The 20428-nt window shown below is 61.5% G+C and carries 17 protein-coding genes; 9 read left to right on the top strand and 8 right to left on the bottom strand.

The window, feature by feature from the left end; genetic code table 11:
• The first annotated feature begins 211 nt into the window (after positions 1-211).
• The 4 genes from edd (at position 212) to AB9N64_RS11895 (ending at position 5323) form a co-directional block, all read left to right on the top strand.
• Positions 212-2038: a phosphogluconate dehydratase gene (gene edd / locus AB9N64_RS11910; protein WP_014719752.1), complete on the top strand. Its 1827-nt coding sequence runs from the start codon at positions 212-214 to the stop codon at positions 2036-2038.
• Positions 2035-2991: a glucokinase gene (locus tag AB9N64_RS11905; RefSeq protein WP_014719751.1), complete on the top strand. Its 957-nt coding sequence runs from the start codon at positions 2035-2037 to the stop codon at positions 2989-2991. Before edd ends, AB9N64_RS11905 begins: the two co-directional genes overlap by 4 nt.
• Before the next feature lie 138 nt (positions 2992-3129).
• A complete protein-coding gene (locus tag AB9N64_RS11900; protein WP_003193918.1) occupies positions 3130-3864 on the top strand; it encodes a response regulator in 735 nt (244 codons plus the stop codon).
• Positions 3854-5323: an ATP-binding protein gene (locus tag AB9N64_RS11895; RefSeq protein WP_371360301.1), complete on the top strand. Its 1470-nt coding sequence runs from the start codon at positions 3854-3856 to the stop codon at positions 5321-5323. Before AB9N64_RS11900 ends, AB9N64_RS11895 begins: the two co-directional genes overlap by 11 nt.
• A 123-nt stretch (positions 5324-5446) precedes the next feature.
• Here the strand turns inward: AB9N64_RS11895 and AB9N64_RS11890 are convergent, their stop codons facing one another.
• Positions 5447-6376, bottom strand: coding sequence for an AraC family transcriptional regulator (locus tag AB9N64_RS11890; protein WP_003193916.1), 930 nt, complete (start codon positions 6374-6376; stop codon positions 5447-5449).
• Positions 6377-6703: 327 nt separating this feature from the next.
• On the opposite strand from AB9N64_RS11890, the gene AB9N64_RS11885 reads away from it, so the two are divergent.
• Positions 6704-7045, top strand: coding sequence for an antibiotic biosynthesis monooxygenase family protein (locus AB9N64_RS11885; protein WP_003193915.1), 342 nt, complete (start codon positions 6704-6706; stop codon positions 7043-7045).
• A 41-nt stretch (positions 7046-7086) separates the two neighbouring features.
• Entirely contained in the window at positions 7087-7332 is a 246-nt protein-coding gene (locus AB9N64_RS11880; protein WP_019817340.1) for a hypothetical protein, read from the top strand.
• 125 nt (positions 7333-7457) lie between these two features.
• On the opposite strand, the gene AB9N64_RS11875 is transcribed toward AB9N64_RS11880, so the two are convergent.
• The 5 genes from AB9N64_RS11875 to AB9N64_RS11855 all read right to left on the bottom strand — a co-directional run bounded on the left by AB9N64_RS11875 (position 7458) and on the right by AB9N64_RS11855 (position 15089).
• Complete coding sequence (locus tag AB9N64_RS11875; protein WP_038451372.1) at positions 7458-8090, bottom strand: flavin reductase family protein; 633 nt, start codon at positions 8088-8090, stop codon at positions 7458-7460.
• A 135-nt stretch (positions 8091-8225) separates the two neighbouring features.
• Entirely contained in the window at positions 8226-9545 is a 1320-nt protein-coding gene (locus AB9N64_RS11870) for an MFS transporter (protein WP_371360298.1), read from the bottom strand.
• Positions 9546-9814: 269 nt separating this feature from the next.
• Positions 9815-11140 (bottom strand): sigma-54 dependent transcriptional regulator, encoded by a 1326-nt coding sequence (locus AB9N64_RS11865; RefSeq protein ID WP_003193910.1) that lies wholly within the window; start codon positions 11138-11140, stop codon positions 9815-9817.
• Complete coding sequence (locus tag AB9N64_RS11860) at positions 11134-12900, bottom strand: ATP-binding protein (protein ID WP_371360296.1); 1767 nt, start codon at positions 12898-12900, stop codon at positions 11134-11136. The genes AB9N64_RS11865 and AB9N64_RS11860 overlap by 7 nt, the downstream gene beginning before the upstream one ends.
• A gap of 665 nt (positions 12901-13565) precedes the next feature.
• On the bottom strand, positions 13566-15089 hold the full coding sequence (locus tag AB9N64_RS11855) for a fumarate hydratase (protein ID WP_003193907.1): 1524 nt from the start codon (positions 15087-15089) through the stop codon (positions 13566-13568).
• A 216-nt stretch (positions 15090-15305) separates the two neighbouring features.
• On the opposite strand from AB9N64_RS11855, the gene AB9N64_RS11850 reads away from it, so the two are divergent.
• Positions 15306-16247 carry an iron-sulfur-binding ferredoxin reductase gene (locus tag AB9N64_RS11850; protein WP_371360294.1) on the top strand — a complete coding sequence of 314 codons (942 nt, stop codon included), beginning with the start codon at positions 15306-15308 and terminating at the stop codon, positions 16245-16247.
• A 211-nt stretch (positions 16248-16458) separates the two neighbouring features.
• Here AB9N64_RS11850 and pyk read toward each other — a convergent pair whose 3' ends face one another.
• Positions 16459-17910 (bottom strand): pyruvate kinase, encoded by a 1452-nt coding sequence (gene pyk / locus AB9N64_RS11845; protein WP_003193904.1) that lies wholly within the window; start codon positions 17908-17910, stop codon positions 16459-16461.
• A 173-nt stretch (positions 17911-18083) separates the two neighbouring features.
• Here pyk and AB9N64_RS11840 point away from each other — a divergent pair, with 173 nt between their 5' ends.
• Together AB9N64_RS11840 and AB9N64_RS11835 are read left to right on the top strand one after the other, a co-directional pair.
• Complete coding sequence (locus tag AB9N64_RS11840; protein ID WP_003193903.1) at positions 18084-18458, top strand: tol-pal system YbgF family protein; 375 nt, start codon at positions 18084-18086, stop codon at positions 18456-18458.
• A 222-nt stretch (positions 18459-18680) separates the two neighbouring features.
• Positions 18681-19040, top strand: a complete 360-nt coding sequence (locus AB9N64_RS11835; protein ID WP_019821226.1) for a PilZ domain-containing protein — start codon at positions 18681-18683, stop codon at positions 19038-19040.
• A gap of 52 nt (positions 19041-19092) precedes the next feature.
• Here AB9N64_RS11835 and AB9N64_RS11830 read toward each other — a convergent pair whose 3' ends face one another.
• Positions 19093-20424, bottom strand: a complete 1332-nt coding sequence (locus tag AB9N64_RS11830) for a DUF58 domain-containing protein (RefSeq protein ID WP_371360291.1) — start codon at positions 20422-20424, stop codon at positions 19093-19095.
• Positions 20425-20428 lie beyond the last annotated feature (4 nt).

Raw genomic sequence — 20428 nt, 5'->3', positions numbered from 1 at the left:
CTGTCGTCGATTTGTTGTAAGAATTACAAGATTATTCGCATAAAAATAGAAAACAAGCCTTTTTAGTGGCAATATTTTGTTCAATCTACAACGAGTGACCTGAATCAACTGGTCCGATGATCCAAACGACCCCCTGCCATCCCATGAGCCGTGGGCGTTTGATCAGCATAGACTCTCAGGTCGCCACATCCGTTAGCCTGGAGTTCTATACATGCATCCCCGCGTTCTTGAGGTCACCGAACGGCTTATCGCCCGCAGCCGCGCCACCCGCGAGGCTTACCTTGCGCTCATTCGCGGCGCAGCCAGCGACGGTCCGATGCGCGGCAAGCTGCAATGCGCCAACTTCGCCCACGGCGTGGCCGGTTGCGGCACCGAAGACAAAAACAGCCTGCGCATGATGAATGCCGCCAACGTGGCAATTGTTTCTTCTTATAACGACATGCTCTCGGCGCATCAGCCCTACGAGCATTTCCCCGAACAGATCAAAAAGGCTCTGCGCGAAGTCGGCTCGGTCGGTCAGTTCGCCGGCGGCACCCCCGCCATGTGCGACGGCGTGACCCAGGGCGAGCCGGGCATGGAACTGAGCCTGCTCAGCCGTGAAGTCATTGCCATGTCCACGGCGGTAGCGCTGTCCCACAACATGTTCGACGCCGCGCTGATGCTGGGCATCTGCGACAAGATTGTTCCTGGCCTGATGATGGGCGCGCTGCGCTACGGCCACCTGCCGATGATTTTCGTGCCAGGCGGGCCGATGCCCTCGGGTATCTCCAACAAGCAGAAGGCCGATGTGCGCCAGCGCTATGCCGAAGGCAAGGCCAGCCGCGAAGAACTGCTGGAATCGGAGATGAAGTCCTACCACAGCCCCGGCACCTGCACTTTCTACGGCACCGCCAACACCAACCAGTTGCTGATGGAAGTCATGGGCCTGCACTTGCCTGGCGCTTCGTTCGTCAACCCGTACACGCCCCTGCGGGATGCGTTGACCCGTGAAGCTGCGCACCAGGTCACGCGTTTGACCAAGGCCAATGGCAACTTCACGCCGATTGGCGAGATTGTCGACGAGAAGTCCATCGTCAACTCCATCGTTGCGCTCAACGCCACTGGCGGCTCCACCAACCACACCCTGCACATGCCGGCCATTGCCATGTCGGCAGGCATCATCCTGACCTGGCAGGACATGGCCGACCTCTCCGAGGTGGTGCCGACCCTGTCCCACGTGTATCCAAATGGCAAGGCTGACATCAACCACTTCCAGGCGGCGGGCGGTATGTCGTTCCTGATCCGCGAACTGCTGGAAGCCGGCCTGCTCCACGAAGACGTCAACACCGTGGCCGGCAAGGGCCTGAGCCGCTATATCCAGGAACCTTTCCTGGTGGATGGCGAACTGGTCTGGCGCGACGGGCCGATCGAAAGCCTCGACGAAACCATCCTGCGCCCCGTGGCCCGTGCGTTCTCGCCGGAAGGCGGCTTGCGCGTGATGGAAGGCAACCTTGGCCGTGGCGTGATGAAGGTTTCGGCGGTAGCGCCGGAGCATCAGGTTGTCGAAGCGCCCGCGGTGGTGTTCCAGGACCAGCAGGACCTGGCCGATGCCTTCAAGGCTGGCCTGTTGGAAAAAGACTTTGTCGCGGTGATGCGCTTCCAGGGGCCGCGCTCCAACGGCATGCCGGAACTGCACAAGATGACCCCGTTCCTGGGCGTGTTGCAGGACCGTGGTTTCAAGGTGGCGCTGGTGACAGATGGGCGAATGTCCGGCGCGTCGGGTAAGATCCCTGCCGCGATCCACGTCAACCCCGAAGCCCAGAGCGGCGGGCCGCTGGCGCGGGTCCAGGATGGCGATATCATCCGTGTGGATGGCGTTACCGGCACCCTGGAGCTTAAGGTGGACGCCGAAGTATTTGCAGCGCGCACGCCTGCCACGGGCCTGTTGGGCAATAACGTGGGAGCCGGTCGCGAGCTGTTTGCATTCATGCGCTTGGCCGCAAGCTCCGCAGAGCAGGGCGCCAGCGCCTTTACCTCTGCCTTGGAGACGCTTAAGTGAAGCTTGCGCTGGTCGGTGACATCGGGGGGACTAACGCCCGTTTTGCGTTATGGCGGGATCAGGAACTGCATTCGATCCGCGTGCATGCCACGGCGGATCACGGCAGCCCTGAAGAGGCGATCAAGGTCTATCTCAAAGAGGAAGGCCTGGAAATCGGGGACATCGGTGCGGTGTGCCTGTCGGTGGCCGGGCCGGTGAGCGGCGATGAATTCAAGTTCACCAACAACCACTGGCGCCTGAGCAAAACCGCGTTTTGCCAGGCCCTGCAGGTGGATGAACTGTTGCTGGTCAACGACTTCTCGGCCATGGCCCTGGGCATGACCCGGCTCAAGCCCGACGAATTCCGCGTGGTCTGCGAAGGCACGCCGGAGCCCTTGCGCCCGGCCGTGGTGATCGGCCCAGGTACGGGTCTTGGTGTCGGCACCTTGCTGGACCTCGGCGCAGGCCGTTGGGCAGCATTGCCGGGGGAGGGTGGGCATGTCGACCTGCCCCTGAGCAGCCCACGGGAAACCCAGCTGTGGCAACACATCTACAGCGAGATCGGGCATGTCAGCGCCGAAACCGCGTTAAGCGGTGGCGGCCTGCCACGGCTGTACCGGGCGATTTGTGCGGTGGATGGGCACGAGCCGGTGCTCGACACCCCCGAAGCCATCACGGCGGCGGGCCTGGCCGGCGATCCGGTGGCGATGGAAGTATTGGACCAGTTCAGCATCTGGCTGGGCCGGGTGGCGGGCAATAACGTCTTGACCACCGGTGGACGCGGTGGCGTGTACATCGTGGGTGGGGTGATACCGAGGTTTGCCGACTTCTTTATCGCCAGTGGTTTCGCTAAAAGCTTCGCGGATAAAGGCTGCATGAGCGACTACTTCAAAGGTATTCCAGTGTGGTTGGTGACGGCGCCGTATTCCGGGCTGACTGGGGCGGGTGTGGCGCTTGAGCAAGCTTTTGCATAGGTCATAATGGCGCCATCGCAGGCAAGCCAGCTCCCACAGTCTGGAATGCATTCCAAGTGTGGGAGCTGGCTTGCCTGCGATGACGGCCTAAAGCGCACCCGATGATTTAAGCCAGGCCATAACAACAAGGAGGCCCCCGTGAGCGTAATCAGTAAATCCATTCTCCTCGTCGACGACGACCAGGAAATCCGCGAATTGCTGCAAACCTACCTCAGTCGCGCCGGCTTCCAGGTCCGTGGCGTGTCCGACGGTGCGGGGTTCCGCCAGGCAATGAACGAGGCGCCGTGCGACCTGGTCATCCTCGATGTCATGTTGCCAGACGAAGACGGCTTCAGCCTGTGCCGCTGGATCCGCCAGCACCCGCGCCAGGCGCAGGTGCCGATCATCATGCTCACCGCCAGTTCCGACGAAGCCGACCGCGTGATCGGCCTGGAGCTGGGCGCCGATGACTATATCGGCAAGCCGTTCAGCCCCCGCGAGTTGCAGGCGCGTATCAAGGCACTGCTGCGCCGCTGCCAATTCGGCCAGGAGCGCAGCAGCGGCGGTGATGTGTGGGTGTTCGATGAATGGCGCCTGGATATGATCAGCCACCGCTTGTTTCATGTGGATGGTGAAGAGGTGATCCTCTCCGGTGCCGACTTCGCCTTGCTCAAGTTGTTTCTCGACCACCCGCAACAGATCCTCGACCGCGACACCATCGGCAACGCCACCCGTGGCCGCGACCTCATGCCCTTGGACCGTATCGTCGACATGGCCGTCAGCCGCTTGCGCCAGCGCCTGCGCGACACCGAGAAACCTCCGCGGCTGATCCGCACCGTGCGCGGCAGCGGCTATCAACTGGCAGCCAGCGTGGTTGCCGGCAATGCCCACTGAAGCGCTGAACGAACGCCGTCGCCGCTTCCCGGTACCCCGCTCGCTGCTGGGGCGCATGTTACTGCTGACCTTACTGGCGGTGCTGTTCGCCCAGGCGCTGTCCAGCGTGATCTGGGTGTCGCAATTGCGCGCCACCCAGCTTGAGGGCTTGGTCACCAGCGCCCGCAGCCTGGCGCATTCAATGACTGCCAGCGTGAGTTACTTCCGGTCGCTGCCGGTGGCCTATCGCCCGTTGGTGCTGGACCAATTGCGCAGCATGGGCGGCACGCGTTTTGTGGTGACCCTCAATGATCGCCCGCTGGACATGCAGCTATTGCCCGAAACCCCACGCAAGCAGGCGGTGCTGGTGGCAGTGGATGAAGTGCTGCGCCAGACCCTGGGTGCCAACGTGCATATCTCGGTGGAGTTCGTCAGCGCCGAAGACCTGCGCATCTTCAATGCCGGCCTGAAGCTCGACGAACTGCCACGCTCCTGGGCCCATTACGCGTTGACCCTGGAGCCGGTGAACCCGCCGGTGCTGGTCACCCAGATCCAACTGGCACCCGGTGAATGGCTGTACATCGCCTCGCTATTGCCCGAGCCCTACACCAGCCTGGAAGAGCAAGGCCTGCCGTCCCAGCAGGTGTGGTTCATCGTGCTCACCAGCGGTTTTCTGCTGCTGTTCATCGGCCTGCTGGTGCACTGGCAAAGCCGACCGCTCAAACGCCTGGCGCGAGCGGCGCGGGACATGTCCCTGGGCGCCGATGTGGAGCCGGTGGCTGAAGGCGGCGGCAGTGAAGTGGTGGAAGTGGGCCGTGCGTTCAATGCCATGCGTGAACGCATCAGCCGTTACCTGACCGAGCGCAGCCAGTTGTTCAGCGCGATTTCCCATGACCTGCGCACACCCATCACCCGCCTGCGCCTGCGCGTGGAATTGCTGGAGGACGAGAACCTGCAAAACAAATTCGGCCGTGACCTGGATGAACTGGAATTGCTGGTCAAGGGTGCGTTGCAATGCGTGAAAGACACCGACATCCACGAAAATATCCAGCCGGTGGACCTCAACCACGTCCTCGAATGCCTGGTGGAGCCATACCTGGCCCCCCATGGCAATGGCCGAGTGACCCTCGATGGCGCGGCGCTGTCAGCCTACCCAGGCAAGCCGCTGGCGCTCAAGCGTTGCATCGGCAACCTGATCGACAACGCGCTGAAGTACGGGCAGAACGCGCATTTGCATATCGAGGACGATGGCGCGCAGTTCATTCTGCATGTGGATGACGAGGGGCCTGGTGTGCCGCAGCAGCGGCTGGAACAGGTATTTGAACCGCACTTTCGACTGGCCGGCCAGCAGCAGGGTTACGGGCTGGGGTTGGGCATTGCGCGCAATATTGCCCATAGCCATGGGGGCGAAGTGAGTTTGCAGAACCTGCGCGAAGGCGGCCTGCGCGTCACCCTGCAACTACCAAGAACCTTGGACTAACAAATACCTGAGATCAAATGTGGGAGCTGGCTTGCCTGCGATAGCGGTGGTTCAGTTGACTCATTAGTGACTGACACACCGCCATCGCAGGCAAGCCAGCTCCCACATGTTGCTCTGCGTACATCAGATGCTCTGGCGCAACCGGGCCAGGTCGCGCAGCGGCGGCGCACCGAACAACCGGCTGTACTCCCGGCTGAACTGGGACGGGCTTTCATACCCCACCCGATAGCCCGCCGCCGAGGCCTCCAGCCCTTCGGCAATCATCAGCCGCCGGGCTTCCTGCAAGCGCAGTTGCTTCTGGTATTGCAGCGGGCTCATGGCCGTGATCGCTTTGAAGCGATGGTGCAAGGTCGAGACGCTCAGGTTCACTTCCTTGGCTAGGTCGTCGATACGCAGCGGCTGTTCATAGTTGCCGTTCAGCCAGGTGATCGCCTGGCTCACCCGATGGCTCTGGCTGTTAGCCACAGCGATTTCATACAGGCGATAACCCTGCGGGCCACGCAGCAAGCGGTAGAGAATTTCACGGTTGATCAAGGGCGCGAGCATCGCGATGTCTTTAGGCGTGTCCAGCAAGCGGGTCAGGCGCAGCACCGCGTCGAGCAGTGCGTGATCGATGCGGTCGACGTACATGCCTCGTGAGGTCGGGCGCGAGGGCACGCCCATCGGCCCGGCCTCTGCGATCAGCGCGGTGAGCTGCGCCGGGTCGATATTGATACGCACCGAGAGGTTCGGGTCCTCGGCGGTGGCGTCAATAATGCGGCCGGCCACCGGCATCGCCACCGAGAACACCAGGTAGTTGAGCGGGTCGTAGGCAAAGATCTCGTCGGCCAGGCGCACTTCCTTACTGCCACTGGCTAGGATGCACAGCGCGGGTTCCACCAGCACCGGCATGAAATCCCGGGGCGCGTTGTGGCGGTTCAGGTACAGCGAGGTGATCGCCGTGCCGTAGGAGCCGTCCTCCCAGGTATGGCGGTGCACGATACTGGCCAGCTCGGCGCGTTGTTTCTCCATCTCGGCATCGAGGGGAACGGGCTTGGATTCGGGCGACGGCATGGGGCGTCCTCTACACGCTGCTTTGATGGGCTCAGCTTAGCGGCGGCTTTTCAAAAAGTGTTACGTCGATTCTGCAGCATCCTTGCCTGATCCTGCGAGATCGCGTGAATCAGGCAAGTACGCAGCCTGTCATCTGCCTGAAACATGGGGCCTGGGCCTGGAATAAATTCTGAGACCGAACGTCCTCCCTACGCTTCTCGCAGGATTGTGCAATAAGCCTGCAGGAATTGACTAACCGCGCTTACCGCCGCGCCGTTATCTTTGATCCTGTGGCAACACGCCCTCATTGTGCTTGCCGAGCATCACTTCTCAACGGGAGAGTCGAACATGTCCACCCCCATTCCCGCGAGCCATATGGCCTTTATCCGCGCCCGTAGCGGGTGCAGCACCGAACTCGGTGCACGCTTGAGCAGTTTGATCGAACCGGGTCGCCAGGCCCAGGGTTGCCTGCAATTCTCGTTGCAGCACTCCCAGGTCGACCCCGATGTATGGCTGGTATCCGGATTCTGGAGCAGCGAGCAGGCCATGAGCGCCTACTTCAACTCTCCGGCCCTGATGATCTTCACTGAGCTTCTGAACGACATGGTCGTGCGCAGCATGGACTTCCAGACCTTCACCGACGCATCGGCGGCACAGGCCTACGGCGAGTACCTGCAACTGGCCGGTTAACGGTTAGAATGGCCGACTTTCCATTGGCCAGGACTTGCAACATGGCACGTAAACAATTTGCCCACCACGAAGCCGTTTCCGCCGTAGTACCGGGCGAAGGTGGCTACAGCGCCGCCGTCGCCGTCAAGGCACTGGATGGCATGGGCGCACCCAGGTTTCACAAGATCCTTGATGGGCAGACGTTCAAGACAGCGTCCGATGCCGATGATGCGGCGACGTTGCAACTCGAGCATCTGGTCGATGTGGATGCAGAAGGCCAACTGACCTGGGCGACTGCTGAACGCTGAGGCAGCACACCTAACCAATGTGGGAGCTGGCTTGCCTGCGATAGCGGTGTATCAGTCACTCTTGGGTTAACTGACCCACCGCTATCGCAGGCAAGCCAGCTCCCACAGTTTTGATTGCATTGCAGTCAGGGTTTGGTGGCGCCTGGGCGGTACATCTTGAACAGCGCTTCTGGCCCCAGCTGGAAATAATCCGCCGGGCCACCCCCGCGTAAAATCGGCTCGGCGGCAGCGGTGTCGTAGATCCCGTCCTTGAGCAACCATTTGGCGATGTGCACCGCAACCACCTCGCCCAGCACCAGCCAGCTCGGCACCAACTGTTGGTCGGCACGTTGCAGCTGGATGATCTGCGTCACCTTGCACTCGAACGACACCGGGCTCTCGCCCACCCGTGGTACGCCAACGATTTTCGAAGCCACCGGCGTCAAGCCGGAGAGTTCGAATTCATTCACCTCGGGCGATACGGCCGCGCAACTCTGGTTCATCTGCTCGGCCAGCGGGCGGGTGGCCAGGTTCCAGACGAATTCGCCGGTCTGTTCGATATTGTTCAGGCTGTCTTTACGCCCGACACTGGAAAACCCAATGATCGGCGGAATGTAGTTGAATGCGTTGAAGAAACTGTAGGGCGCCAGGTTCAGGCGGCCTTCGCGGTCGTGCGAGGAGATCCAGCCAATCGGGCGTGGGCCGACGATGGCGTTGAACGGGTCATGGGGCAGGCCGTGGCCGTTGGCGGGTTCGTAAAAGTGGATATCGTCGGACATCACCTGCTCCATATGGAATTCTGGGGCACGCATCATAACGAATGTGGGAGCGGGCTTGCTCGCGAATGCGGTGGGTCAGTTGATACAACTTTGACTGATCCTCCGCTATCGCGGGCAAGCCCGCTCCCACATTTTTTAGTCGGTGGTGATGCGTGAGTGTTTACGCGTGTCTTTCATGGTCACGTAGACCATCAACGACACGGCGATACACGCGGTCACGTACCAGTAGTAGCCCGTTTCCATACCGATGCTCTTGAACCACAGCGCGATGTATTCAGCGGTACCGCCGAAGATCGACACGGTCAGGGCATACGGCAGGCCTACGCCCAGTGCGCGGATTTCGGTCGGGAACAGCTCGGCCTTCACCACGGCGTTGATCGAGGTGTAGCCGCTGACGATGATCAGCGCCGCCATGATCAGGAAGAACGCGCCCCACCAGCTCTGGATGGTGTGCAGGGTGGTGAGGATCGGCACGGTGAACAGGGTGCCAAGCACGCCGAAGGCGATCAGGATCGGGCGGCGGCCGATTTTATCCGACAGCCCGCCGATGATCGGTTGCAGGCACATGAACAGAAACAGCGTCGCCGCCGAGATGGTGGTGGAGTCGGAGATGCTCATGCCGACCGTGTTCACCAGGTATTTCTGCATGTAGGTGGTGTAGGTGTAGAACGCCAGGGTGCCGCCCATGGTCAGGCCGACCACGGTCATCAGTTCCTTGGGGTGACGCATCAAGGTGCGCATTGCGCTTTCCTTGGCTTTTTCTTTCTTGGTGAACGACTCGGTTTCTTCCATGCCGCGACGCAGGTACAGCGCGACCACTGCGCACAGGGCGCCGATGGCGAACGGGATGCGCCAGCCCCAGGCGTACAGTTGTTCGGTAGTCAGCACCTGTTGCAGCACGATCAGCACCGCCAGCGCGATGAGCTGGCCGGAGATCAGGGTCACGTACTGGAAGCTTGAGTAGAACCCGCGACGTTCCTTGGTGGCCATCTCACTGAGATAGGTGGCAGAGGTGCCGTATTCGCCGCCGACCGACAGGCCCTGCAGCAGGCGGGCAAACACCAGCAGGATCGGCGCACCGATACCAATGATTTCATAGCCTGGGCTCAGGGCAATCAGCAGCGAGCCGAAGCACATCAGGTACACCGAGGCCATCAAGGCTTTTTTACGCCCGACTTTGTCGGCGTAGAGGCCCATCAGCCAGCCACCGATCGGGCGCATCAGGAAGCCCACGGCGAAGATCGCGGCGGTGTTGAGCAGTTGGGCAGTGGTGTCGCCTTTGGGGAAGAAGGCTTTGGCGAAGTACAGCGAGAAGGCGGCGTAGACGTACCAGTCGTACCATTCGACCATGTTGCCGACCGATCCGCTGAAGATCGACTTGATGCGGCTGGAGGTGGTGCGCTCCTGCGCTTTTGCGGCCATCGATCCCAGAGGCACGGTGTTGGAGTTATCCATTGAAGGATCCTTCATCTAGTTGTTTTTATGGAGCGGCGCGTGCGCAGCCTGTTGGGGCTATAGCAGGAGCTGTGCCAGGTAGAGGAAGGCCCGCAATAGAAGGGTTGCGGGATTTTATTGAGCGGAAAGTCGCTGATGGTTTTTGGGTGATGAGCGGAAATCCGCTTATGGCTGCCGACGCCATCGCAGGCAAGCCAGCTCCCACACCTGCTGTGTTCACAGACCAAAATGTGGGAGCGGGCTTGCCCGCGATGGTGATCCAAATATCGCTACACAAACATCTCCCTTACCAACCCATGCCGCTGCATCTTCTCATTGAAGGTACGGCGCGGCAGTTGCAACTCGGCCAGCACCGCCTTGATATCGCCCTTGTGACGCGTCAACGCGGCCTTCAGGCAGTGTGCCTCGAACGCCTCCTGCTGCGCCGCTAACGACTGGCCCGCCTCGATCCCTTGCGGTTCCGGCTCGTCCAGCCCCAACACCTGGCGCTCGGCGACGTTGGCCAGTTCGCGCACATTGCCCGGCCAGTCATGGCTGAGCAGGCGCCCCAGCTGTGGCCCACTCAAGGGCTCGACCTGGCGGCCCAGACGCTCGGCGGCGCTTTGCGCAAAATGCTCGTACAACAGCGGAATATCTTCGCGACGTTCACGCAAGGGCGGCAGGCGCAGTTGCGCGACGTTGAGCCGATAGGCCAGGTCTTCGCGAAAACGCCCGGCACGGGCCTCTTCCAGCAGGTCGGGCTTGGTGGCAGCGATGATGCGCAGGTCCACTTGGATACTCTGGTTGGAGCCCAGCCGCTCCAGCTTCTGTTCCTGCAATACGCGCAGCAATTTCACTTGCTGGGCCAGGGGCATGCTTTCGATTTCATCCAGGAACAAGGTGCCGCCGTGGGCATATTCCAGTTTGCCGATGCGTTTGCCCTGGGCGCCGGTGAAGGCGCCGCTTTCATGTCCGAAGAGTTCGGCTTCGAACAACTGCTCGGGGATTGCCGCGCAATTGAGGGCCACGAACGGCTTCTTTGCGCGTGGGCCGAAGTCGTGCAGGCAGCGGGCGACCAACTCCTTGCCGCTGCCGGTTTCACCGCGAATCAGCACATTGACCGGCAAACTCGCCAGGTCCAGCACTTGGCGGCGCAAGCTTTGAAGGCCCTTGGACACACCCAGCAGGCTGGACTCCAACTGCGCGCGATGATCGGCCTGTTGATGCAGGCGGCGGTTTTCCAGGATCAGGCCACGCTTGTCCAACGCCCGGCGCAGGCTGTTGAGCAAGGCGTCGGGGCTGAAGGGTTTTTCCAGGAAGTCGTAGGCCCCGTCGCGCATGGCTTCGACGGCCATTGGCACGTCGCCATGGCCGGTGAGCAAAATCACCGGCAAATCGGCATCGCGGCGCTGCACCTCGGCCAACAGTTCAAGGCCGCTGAGCCCTGGCATGCGCACGTCGCTCAGAATCACCCCGGCAAAGTCCTTGGGCAGTTGCGCCAGGCACTCTTCGGCGCGGCTGAACAGCTGCACGTCAAACCCCGACAGGCTCAGCCATTGCTCGACGGCCGTGCGAATACTGGCTTCGTCATCGACCACAATCACCGCGTTCAACATAGGTCTGGCGTCTCCAGGGCGATAGGCAGGGTCAAGGTGAAAGTCGCGCCATCGCCACGGTTGGCGGCACTCAGGCGTCCGCCCAGTTCATGCACGATAGCGTAGGACACCGCGAGTCCCAAACCGAGCCCGTCGCCCACCGGTTTGGTGGTGAAAAACGGGTCGAACACGCTGCTCAAATGTTCTTCGGCAATCCCGCCGCCGCTGTCGCAGACGCTCAACTGCCACAGCTGCTGATCGGCGTGCAGGCGGATTTCCAGGCGCTTGCGCGGTTTGTCGGCCATGGCGTCGAGGGCGTTGCGCAACAGGTTGATCAGCACCTGTTCCAGGCGGATCGCGTCGCCACGTACCCAGGCCGGGCGGGTGAGGTCCAGCACCACACCGATGGCTTCGTCACGCAGGCGCGCGTCGAGCAGTTGCAAGGATTGGTCGACCACCGTCGCCAGGTCCAGCTTTTCGCGCAGGCCACTGGGGCTCTTGCGCGCGAACGTCTTGAGGTGGCCGGTGAGCGCGGCCATGCGCGTGAGCATGTCATCCAATGGCGTGAGCGCCTTGTAGGCATCGTCCACGCGACCATGGTCGAGCAGCAGCCGCAGCGTCGCCAGTTGCATGCGCTGGGCGGTCAGCGGCTGGTTGATTTCATGGGCGAGGGCGGCCGACATTTGCCCCAATGCCGCCAGCTTGGCCGACTGCACCAGGCCATCCTGGGCGGTGCGCAGCGCCTGGGTGCGTTCTTCGACCAATTGCTCCAGTTCTTCACGGCTGCGCTGGCGCAAGCGGGCCAGGCGCCAGCGCTGGCTGAGGAACAGCACCAAGAACACCAATGCCAGCCACGAACCCGCAGCGGCAAGGCCCGCGTTACGTTGGTCTTCAAAGGCAAACTGGGGTTTGCGCAACAGGTGCAGGGTCCAACCTTCGCGCTTGAGCGGCAGCGACTCCCAGATGTAATTGGCGTTGCCGTCGGGGCCGTTGACGCGGATCAAGTGGCTGTTTTCGTCAAAGCGTTGCAGGGGCTGGGTGTCCAGCGGCTGCAGTTGCTTCTTGTCGTATTGGCGGGTGGCCTTGAGTTCAGCCAGGTCATTTTCGGACAACGGCCGCAGGTTGCGATAACGCCAGCCCGGCTGGTTGGCGATAAACACGATGCCCCGCGCATCGCTGACCAACAGCAGGTCATTGCCCTGGGCCCACTCGCGCTCCAGCTCGGGGAACTCCAGCTTGACCACCATGGCGCCGAGGAACTGCTCGTGCTCATCCACGACCGCACTGGAAAGAAAGTAGCCCGGAATACCCGTGGTCACGCCCACTGCATAAAAGCGCCCGGTGCCGTGGCTCAAGGTCTGGCTGAAATACGGCCTGAACGCGTAGTTGTGGCCGACATAACTGCTGGGCAGGTTCCAGTTGCTGGCGGCCACGGCCAGGCCGGTGCGGTCCATCAGTTCCAGGGTCGAAGACTGCGCAGCGCCGTTGATGCGCTCCAGCTTGCGGTTGAGCCGGTCTTGCGTGGTGGCGTCCAGCGGGCCCTTCAAGGCGCTGATCATCTCCGAATCCAGCGCCAGCACGGCGGGCAGGGCACGGTAGCGTTCGATCAGGGTGTGCAGCGAGTTGGCATACAGCGCGAGCTGCTGATTGGCACGGGCGGCGTCGTCCACCAAGGCCTGGCGTTCGGCATGGCGCGTGGCCAAGGCGGCAGCCAGCACCGCACCGGCGATGATCAACAGAGAATAGAAGGTCAGGCGCAGGGGGCGAGGGATCACGATCATACGATGATGAACAGGCACGGTAAGGGGCGAGCACCATAGCATGGGCAGCTCATATCTTGTGACCAAGGAGCTTGTGGGGGAGCTGGCTTGCCTGCGATGACGGCCTGACAGCCGACATCTATCTACCTGACACCCCACGATCCAACTGTGGGAGCTGGCTTGCCTGCGATGACGGCTTGCCAGCCGACGGCTATCTACCTGACACCCCACGATCGCAATGTGGGAGCGGGCTTGCTCGCGAAGGCGGCCTGACAGCCGACCGGGATGTGGGATCAGATATCCGTTAGTTAGGTAACGGCCACTTAGGGTTCCGCCCTGACGGCGGCTCACTTTGCAAAAGCCGGGATGCCGGCCCAGGCCAAAGTAAGCAAAACGCTCTTGCCCCACCACTCGGCACCTCGCCTAGGCTCGGTGTGCCCGAACGCAGGCTTGAATCCGTGGGCCGCCGCCACGCGCCATCCATGGCGCGGGGCGGCTAACCCGGCGTCCTGCCGGGTTACCCACGAATTCAAGCCTGCGTTCGGCCAGCGTGGTTTAACGGGGCGCCTGAGATCAAGATCAAAAGCAGATCAAGAGCAAGATCAGGAGCAGTCCCTTGCTCCAGGCATAAAAAAGGCGACTGGGCCGTGGGGCCGCAGTCGCCTTTATTCTTTTGGATGAGGTGCTTACTGCACTTCTACCGCCAGGCTGTCACTGATCTTTTTCTGCCAGATGGCAGGACCGGTGATGTGGACGGATTCACCTTTGCTGTCTACTGCAACGGTGACCGGCATGTCTTTGACGTCGAACTCGTAGATGGCTTCCATACCCAGTTCGGCGAAGGCAACCACGCGCGACTTCTTGATGGCTTGGGCCACCAAATAAGCGGCGCCGCCCACGGCCATCAGGTACACGGCCTTGTGATCCTTGATCGCTTCGATGGCGGTAGGGCCGCGCTCGGATTTGCCGATCATGCCCAGCAGGCCGGTTTGCTCCAGGATCTGGCGGGTGAACTTGTCCATCCGCGTTGCAGTGGTCGGGCCCGCTGGGCCAACCACTTCTTCGCGCACCGGATCAACCGGGCCGACGTAGTAGATAAAGCGGCCCTTGAGGTCCACCGGCAAGGTTTCGCCCTTGTTCAGCATCTCGACCATGCGCTTGTGCGCCGCATCGCGACCGGTAAGCATCTTGCCGTTGAGCAGGACGGTTTCGCCCGGCTTCCAGCTCTGCACTTCTTCCGGGGTCAGGGTGTCGAGGTTGACGCGGCGAGCCGATGGGCCGGCTTCCCAGACGATTTCCGGGTAGGCGTCCAACGGTGGCGCTTCCAGTGACGCCGGGCCCGAGCCGTCGAGCACGAAGTGCGCGTGACGGGTGGCGGCGCAGTTGGGGATCATGCACACCGGCAGGGACGCGGCGTGGGTCGGGTAGTCCATGATCTTCACGTCGAGCACGGTGGTCAGGCCACCCAGGCCCTGGGCGCCGATGCCCAGTTGGTTGACCTTCTCGAACAGCTCCAGGCGCATTTCTTCGATACGGTTTTGCGGGCCGCGCTTTTTCAGCTCGTGGATGTCGATGGACTCCATCAACACTTCCTTGGCCATTACCGCGGCTTTCTCGGCGGTACCGCCGATGCCAATGCCGAGCATGCCCGGTGGGCACCAGCCGGCGCCCATGGTCGGAACAGTCTTGAGCACCCAGTCGACGATCGAGTCGGACGGGTTGAGCATGGCCATTTTCGACTTGTTCTCGGAGCCGCCACCCTTGGCCGCCACGTCCACTTCCACGGTGTTACCCGGGACGATGGAATAGTGGATGACCGCAGGGGTGTTGTCCTTGGTGTTCTTGCGGGCGCCGGCCGGGTCGGCGAGGATCGAGGCGCGCAGGACGTTTTCTGGCAGGTTGTAGGCGCGACGCACGCCTTCGTTGATCATGTCGTCCAGGCCCATGGTTGCGCCGTCCCAGCGCACGTCCATACCCACGCGCACGAACACGGTGACAATACCGGTGTCCTGGCAGATCGGGCGATGGCCGGTGGCACACATGCGCGAGTTGATCAGGATCTGGGCGATGGAGTCACGGGCTGCCGGCGATTCTTCGCGCAGGTAGGCTTCGTGCATGGCCTGGATGAAATCAACGGGGTGGTAGTAGGAAATGAATTGCAGGGCGTCGGCAACGCTCTGAATCAGGTCGTCTTGCTTGATCACGGTCATGAGTCGCGCTCCTCTATAAGGGAACATTCAATAAAGATGGCCTCAGTGTTGCATCGGTCGGCTGAAGCCATCTTTCCAAGGCACGCCAGAATGGTGCAGGCGCGACGCTAAAAAGGCGCGGCAGTATAACCCGGCACGGTGGCCGATACACCCGACTATGGTCAAACTGTCGCAGGCATGATTCCCTGTGCGCGCTCCTTATGATCGAGTCTTTATATGCCTGAACTGTATGTCGGCGAACGCCACTGGTCGGTCACCCCCGGCAGCAACCTGCTGGATGCCTTGAATCAGGCCGGTGTGGCCGTGCCCTTCAGTTGCCGGGCCGGCAGTTGCCATGCGTGCCTGGTGCGTTGCGAGGGTGAGGTTGACGACCAGCAGCCCGAAGCCCTGAGCCCGACGCAGCGCCAGCAAGGTTGGCGCCTGGCGTGCCAGTGCCGGGTCATTGCGGACCTGAAGGTCGACGCGTTTGATCCCCAGCGCGATGGCTTGCCCGCCCAGGTGGTGGGCGCCGATTGGCTGAGTTCGACGGTACTGCGCCTGCGCCTGCAACCAGAACGTGCCCTGCGGTACAGGGCCGGGCAGCATTTGGTGCTGTGGGCAGGGCAGGTGGCACGCCCTTATTCCCTGGCGAGTTTGCCCCAGGAGGAGCCGTATCTGGAGTTCCATATCGACTGCCGTCAACTCGGAGCCTTCAGCGATGCCGCGCGACAGTTGAAGGTCGGTGATCCTGTATGCCTGGGCGAACTGCGGGGTGGAGCGCTGCACTATGATCCTGACTGGCAATCACGACCCTTGTGGCTGCTGGCCTCCGGTACTGGCCTGGGCCCCTTGTGGGGCGTGTTGCGCGAGGCACTGCGCCAGGATCATCAAGGCGAGATTCGCGTGATTCACCTGGCCCATGAGGCCGAGGCTCATTATCTGGCTGAACCCCTGGCAGCGCTTGCCGCGCAACATGGGCACCTCACCGTGGAGCTATGGACCGCGGCGCAGTTGCAGCCGGCATTGGCGCAACTGCGGCTGGTTTCCCGGCACACCCTGGCCTTGCTTTGTGGGCACCCTGCCAGCGTCGAGGCCTTTTCCAAGCGCTTGTTCCTGGCGGGCCTGCCGCGTAATCAATTGCTGGCGGATGTGTTCCTGGCTCGCCCTTTTACGTTATGAAAAGCCTGGTCAAGTCGGTATCGGAGCTTATCGTCCGGAGCCGATGACGCCATCGCAGGCAAGCCAGCTCCCACAGTAGACCGAGTTGTCTGACTATTGTGGGAGCTGGCTTGCCTGCGATGAGGCGCTGAAATTCAACACAGTGGCCTGCACTGAAATGCAAAAAGCCCCGCCATTCACAGGGCGGGGCTTTTGTTTTTCAGCTTGTCACTCAGACCTGCGGGTCGCCCACATGCAGGATCTTCATGCCATTGGTGCCACCGGTGGTGTGGTAGCTGTCGCCCTTGGTCAGGATGACCCAGTCGCCTTTCTCCACGACGCCGCGTTTGACCAACTCGTCGATCGCCTTCTGGCTGACTTCGTTCGGTGCCAGCGACGCCGGGTCGAACGGGATGGTGTACACGCCACGGAACATGGCCGCGCGGGCCTGGGCTTCGCGGTGTGGGGTGAAAGCGTAGATAGGCACCGAGGAACGGATGCGCGACATGATCAACGGCGTGTAGCCACTTTCGGTCAAAGCGATGATCGCTTTCACGCCCGGGAAATGGTTGGCGGTGTACATGGCAGCCAGGGCGATGCTCTGGTCACAGCTTTCGAAAACCTTGCCGATGCGGTGGCTGGAGGTCTTGCTGGTCGGGTGCTTTTCGGCACCGACGCAGATACGCGCCATGGCCTGCACGGCTTCCAGCGGGTACGGGCCGGCGGCACTTTCAGCAGAGAGCATCACGGCGTCGGTGTAGTCGAGCACGGCGTTGGCCACGTCGGACACTTCGGCACGGGTCGGCATCGGGTTCTGGATCATCGACTCCATCATCTGGGTCGCAACGATCACCGCTTTGTTATGACGGCGTGCGTGCAGGATGATCTTCTTCTGGATACCGATCAGCTCGGCGTCACCGATTTCCACGCCCAGGTCGCCACGGGCAACCATCACGGCATCGGAAGCCTTGATCAGGCCGTCGAGGGTTTCATCGTCGGCCACGGCTTCAGCACGTTCGATCTTCGCTACCAGCCAGGCGGTACCGCCGGCTTCGTCGCGCAGCTTACGGGCGTATTCCATGTCGGCGGCGTCGCGCGGGAAGGACACGGCGAGGTAGTCCACTTCCATTTCGGCGGCGAGCTTGATGTCAGCCTTGTCTTTTTCAGTCAGGGCCGGCGCCGTCAGGCCACCACCGCGACGGTTGATGCCTTTGTGGTCGGACAGCGGGCCGCCGATGATCACGGTGCAATTGAGTTCGGTCGGCGTGGCGGTGTCGACGCGCATGACCACACGGCCGTCGTCCAGCAGCAGCTCGTCACCGACGCCGCAGTCCTTGACCAGGTCCGGGTAGTCGATGCCCACCACGTCCTGGGTGCCTTCGGTCAGCGGGTGGCTGGTGGAGAAGGTGAATTTGTCACCGATCTTCAGCTCGATCCGCTTGTTGGTAAATTTGGCGATACGGATTTTCGGGCCTTGCAGGTCGCCCAAGAGTGCAACGAAGCGGCCATGCTTGGCGGCCAGGTCACGCACCAGCTTGGCACGAGCCTTGTGCTCGTCCGGGGTGCCGTGGGAGAAGTTCAGACGGGCGACGTCCAAACCAGCCAGAATCAGCTGTTCGAGGACTTCCGGCGAGTTACTGGCCGGGCCAAGGGTGGCGACGATTTTGGTACGACGGACGGACATGCACGGACTCCTGAGTTCAAGCGCTGGGGAAGGCTACTATGCTCTTTCGTTGTAGTCATTGTTCGTTTGCACTACTTATCGACGATTGGCTTGTTTTGGCTGCGGTTGAATGGGTAAACGCCTTGAAGATTTTCGACCAGGGGTCGATACACTGCACAAGACAGGAGAACCCCATGCGAATTTTGCTCGTTGCTGCCCTGGCCGTCAGTGTTGTCGGCTGTACCCGCTGGTCGATGGACCACCATTTGAACAACGCTTACCGCGCCTATGGGGTCGGTGATTGCCAGCGTGTCACCCTGGAGTTGTCCCAGGTCGATCGCGAGAGCCGTACCCGCCGCTACGTGCAACCGGAGGTTTCGATGTTGCGCGGGCAGTGCCTGGAACGCCAGAAACTGTTTGTCGATGCCGCGCAGACCTATCAGTTCATCATCGGCCACTACCCGTCTAGCGAGTACGCCTATCGAGCCCGCGCGCGGCTCGATACCTTGCAGCAACTGGGGCATCTGCCGGCTGCAGGCCTGGCAAAACCAAGGCCTGCGTCGTTGTAATGGTATTTGTCATTTTATAGCTGGCCTGTCGCCAGTCTTGGGCTAATCTTTGAATGTCTGTTTGTGCAGTTTCCCATTCGAACGGATGCAAGGCCCGGATTCGGCAGTTGTTTGGTGACAAGCGGTAGGTTTTGTCACACCGAGATCCAGGGAGAGCGAGCGATTGCTTGTTCCGAATCACTGGCACGGCCAGATTTTTGGCTATTGGATGGCGACTTCACCATGTTTACCGAACGACGGATCGAGCGGCATCAACTGCCGTATTTTCTGCAGGTGTTCAATCGTATTACCGACAAGCCAATCGGCTATCTTGGAAATGTGTCTGAAAACGGTCTGATGCTGATCAGCTCGTTACCCATGATGACCGAGGTGGATTTCGAGCTGCGCTTGAAAGTGCCGGTGGCGCAAGGCGAGTTCAAGGCGATTGACCTCACGGCAACCTGCTTGTGGAGCCACGAGGATGTCACCCCGCAGCATTACGACTCGGGGTTCAGCGTGCTTGAGGCGCCCGAGGAATACCGGCACCTGATCAACGCGCTGTTGCAGTACTTCAGCTTTTATCCTTTGCAGGCCTCTGTCTGAATTATGCGTGGGGTCGTGGCCGTTTCCTGGCCATACCCCTGCGCAGTCATCCTCAGAATACCCCGGCCTTTTTCCACTCCAGATAGCGTGTGACCAGCCCGGCACCCAGCGCCGATGGCAAGGTATCGAGCACCGACAGCCCATGGGCACTCAAACGATCATGGCGTTGGTTGCGGGTGTTGAGGTAATCGATCGTGCCGCTGTAAGCCAGGGCTTCGGGCAATGTCTGCACAGGCGTCTGACGTAGCTGGTCGAGGACCTCTTCCCTCAGGCTGGCCACCAGTACCCGGTGATGCCTGCCGATACGCTGGACGGCAGCCATCAGCGCTTCATCCTCCTCATCCCGCAGGTTGGTGACGATGATCACCAGCGCCCGGCGTTTTTGACGTGCCAACAACTGGCTGGCGGCCGCCTGGTAGTCGGCGGTTTTTCGCGTGGTCTGTAGGTCATAGACCGCATTGAGCAACAGGTTCAATTGGCCACTGCCCTTGACCGGCTTCAGGTAGCGCGGCTGGTCGCTGGCGAACGTGCACAGCCCTACCGCATCGCCCTGTCGCAAGGCGACATAGCTCAGCAGCAGGCAGGCATTGAGCGCGTGATCAAAATGGGAAAGTTCGTCATCCTGGCTGCGCATGTGCTGGCCGCAATCGAGCATGAACACGATTTGCTGGTCGCGTTCGTCCTGGTATTCCCGGGCAATGGGCGTTCGTTGGCGGGCGGTGGCTTTCCAGTCGATCTGACGCAGGCTGTCACCTTCACGAAACTCGCGCAGTTGGTGAAATTCCAGGCCCAACCCTCGCCGCTGATGTTGGCGCACGCCCAGTTGGCTCAGCCAGTTATCCACACCCCGTAACTGCGCACCGTATAAGCGCGCGAAATCCGGGTAAACACGGGTGGAATCGCGGGTGTCGACCCATCGTCGTGCCGACCACAGCCCCAATGGGCTGGGCAGCAGCAGCTCGCAGCGACTGAAATGGAAGTGCCCGCGCCGCAAGGGGCGCACGCGATAGCCCAGCTCAGCACGTTCACCGGGGCGTAGTTGAATGAATTGAGGCAGGTTCTCCACACCCAGGCCATCGGGCACGTGATCGAACACCTGCACGGTCAGTGGTTGCGGGTAGTCGTGCTCCAGGCACAGGCGTATTTCTTCCCAGCGCCCCAGCGCCAGGCTGCCGGGCAGTGTCCTGTATACGCGGACCGAGGGGCGGCGACGCAAGCGTGCGGCATCCAGCATCGCCAGCAGCAACAGGGCCAGCAGCAGGCCCCAGGCTACCGAATGCAAGGTGGCGGGCACTTTGAACTGCAACGCTGCCGAGGCACCTAACAGGGCGCTCAGTCCGAGCAGGGCGCTCAGCCAGGTCAGGAGCAGACGGGTCGGTTTCATGGCC

The sequence above is a fragment of the Pseudomonas sp. KT_2_4 genome (assembly GCF_041410225.1).
Classification (GTDB): Bacteria; Pseudomonadota; Gammaproteobacteria; order Pseudomonadales; family Pseudomonadaceae; genus Aquipseudomonas; species Aquipseudomonas paracarnis.
The sequence above is the reverse complement of the archived record's forward strand: the minus strand, read 5'-3'. Positions and strand labels throughout refer to the sequence as shown.

Bases quoted from the DNA above. Each gene is read 5' to 3' on its own strand.
- edd (WP_014719752.1), top strand. From the start codon at position 212: ATGCATCCCCGCGTTCTTGAGGTCACCGAACGGCTTATCGCCCGCAGC.
- AB9N64_RS11895 (WP_371360301.1), top strand. From the start codon at position 3,854: ATGCCCACTGAAGCGCTGAACGAACGCCGTCGCCGCTTCCCGGTACCC.
- AB9N64_RS11890 (WP_003193916.1), bottom strand. From the start codon at position 6,376: ATGCCGTCGCCCGAATCCAAGCCCGTTCCCCTCGATGCCGAGATGGAG.
- AB9N64_RS11885 (WP_003193915.1), top strand. From the start codon at position 6,704: ATGTCCACCCCCATTCCCGCGAGCCATATGGCCTTTATCCGCGCCCGT.
- AB9N64_RS11880 (WP_019817340.1), top strand. From the start codon at position 7,087: ATGGCACGTAAACAATTTGCCCACCACGAAGCCGTTTCCGCCGTAGTA.
- AB9N64_RS11875 (WP_038451372.1), bottom strand. From the start codon at position 8,090: ATGTCCGACGATATCCACTTTTACGAACCCGCCAACGGCCACGGCCTG.
- AB9N64_RS11870 (WP_371360298.1), bottom strand. From the start codon at position 9,545: ATGGATAACTCCAACACCGTGCCTCTGGGATCGATGGCCGCAAAAGCG.
- AB9N64_RS11865 (WP_003193910.1), bottom strand. From the start codon at position 11,140: ATGTTGAACGCGGTGATTGTGGTCGATGACGAAGCCAGTATTCGCACG.
- AB9N64_RS11860 (WP_371360296.1), bottom strand. From the start codon at position 12,900: ATGATCGTGATCCCTCGCCCCCTGCGCCTGACCTTCTATTCTCTGTTG.
- AB9N64_RS11855 (WP_003193907.1), bottom strand. From the start codon at position 15,089: ATGACCGTGATCAAGCAAGACGACCTGATTCAGAGCGTTGCCGACGCC.
- AB9N64_RS11850 (WP_371360294.1), top strand. From the start codon at position 15,306: ATGCCTGAACTGTATGTCGGCGAACGCCACTGGTCGGTCACCCCCGGC.
- pyk (WP_003193904.1), bottom strand. From the start codon at position 17,910: ATGTCCGTCCGTCGTACCAAAATCGTCGCCACCCTTGGCCCGGCCAGT.
- AB9N64_RS11840 (WP_003193903.1), top strand. From the start codon at position 18,084: ATGCGAATTTTGCTCGTTGCTGCCCTGGCCGTCAGTGTTGTCGGCTGT.
- AB9N64_RS11835 (WP_019821226.1), top strand. From the start codon at position 18,681: ATGTTTACCGAACGACGGATCGAGCGGCATCAACTGCCGTATTTTCTG.
- AB9N64_RS11830 (WP_371360291.1), bottom strand. From the start codon at position 20,424: ATGAAACCGACCCGTCTGCTCCTGACCTGGCTGAGCGCCCTGCTCGGA.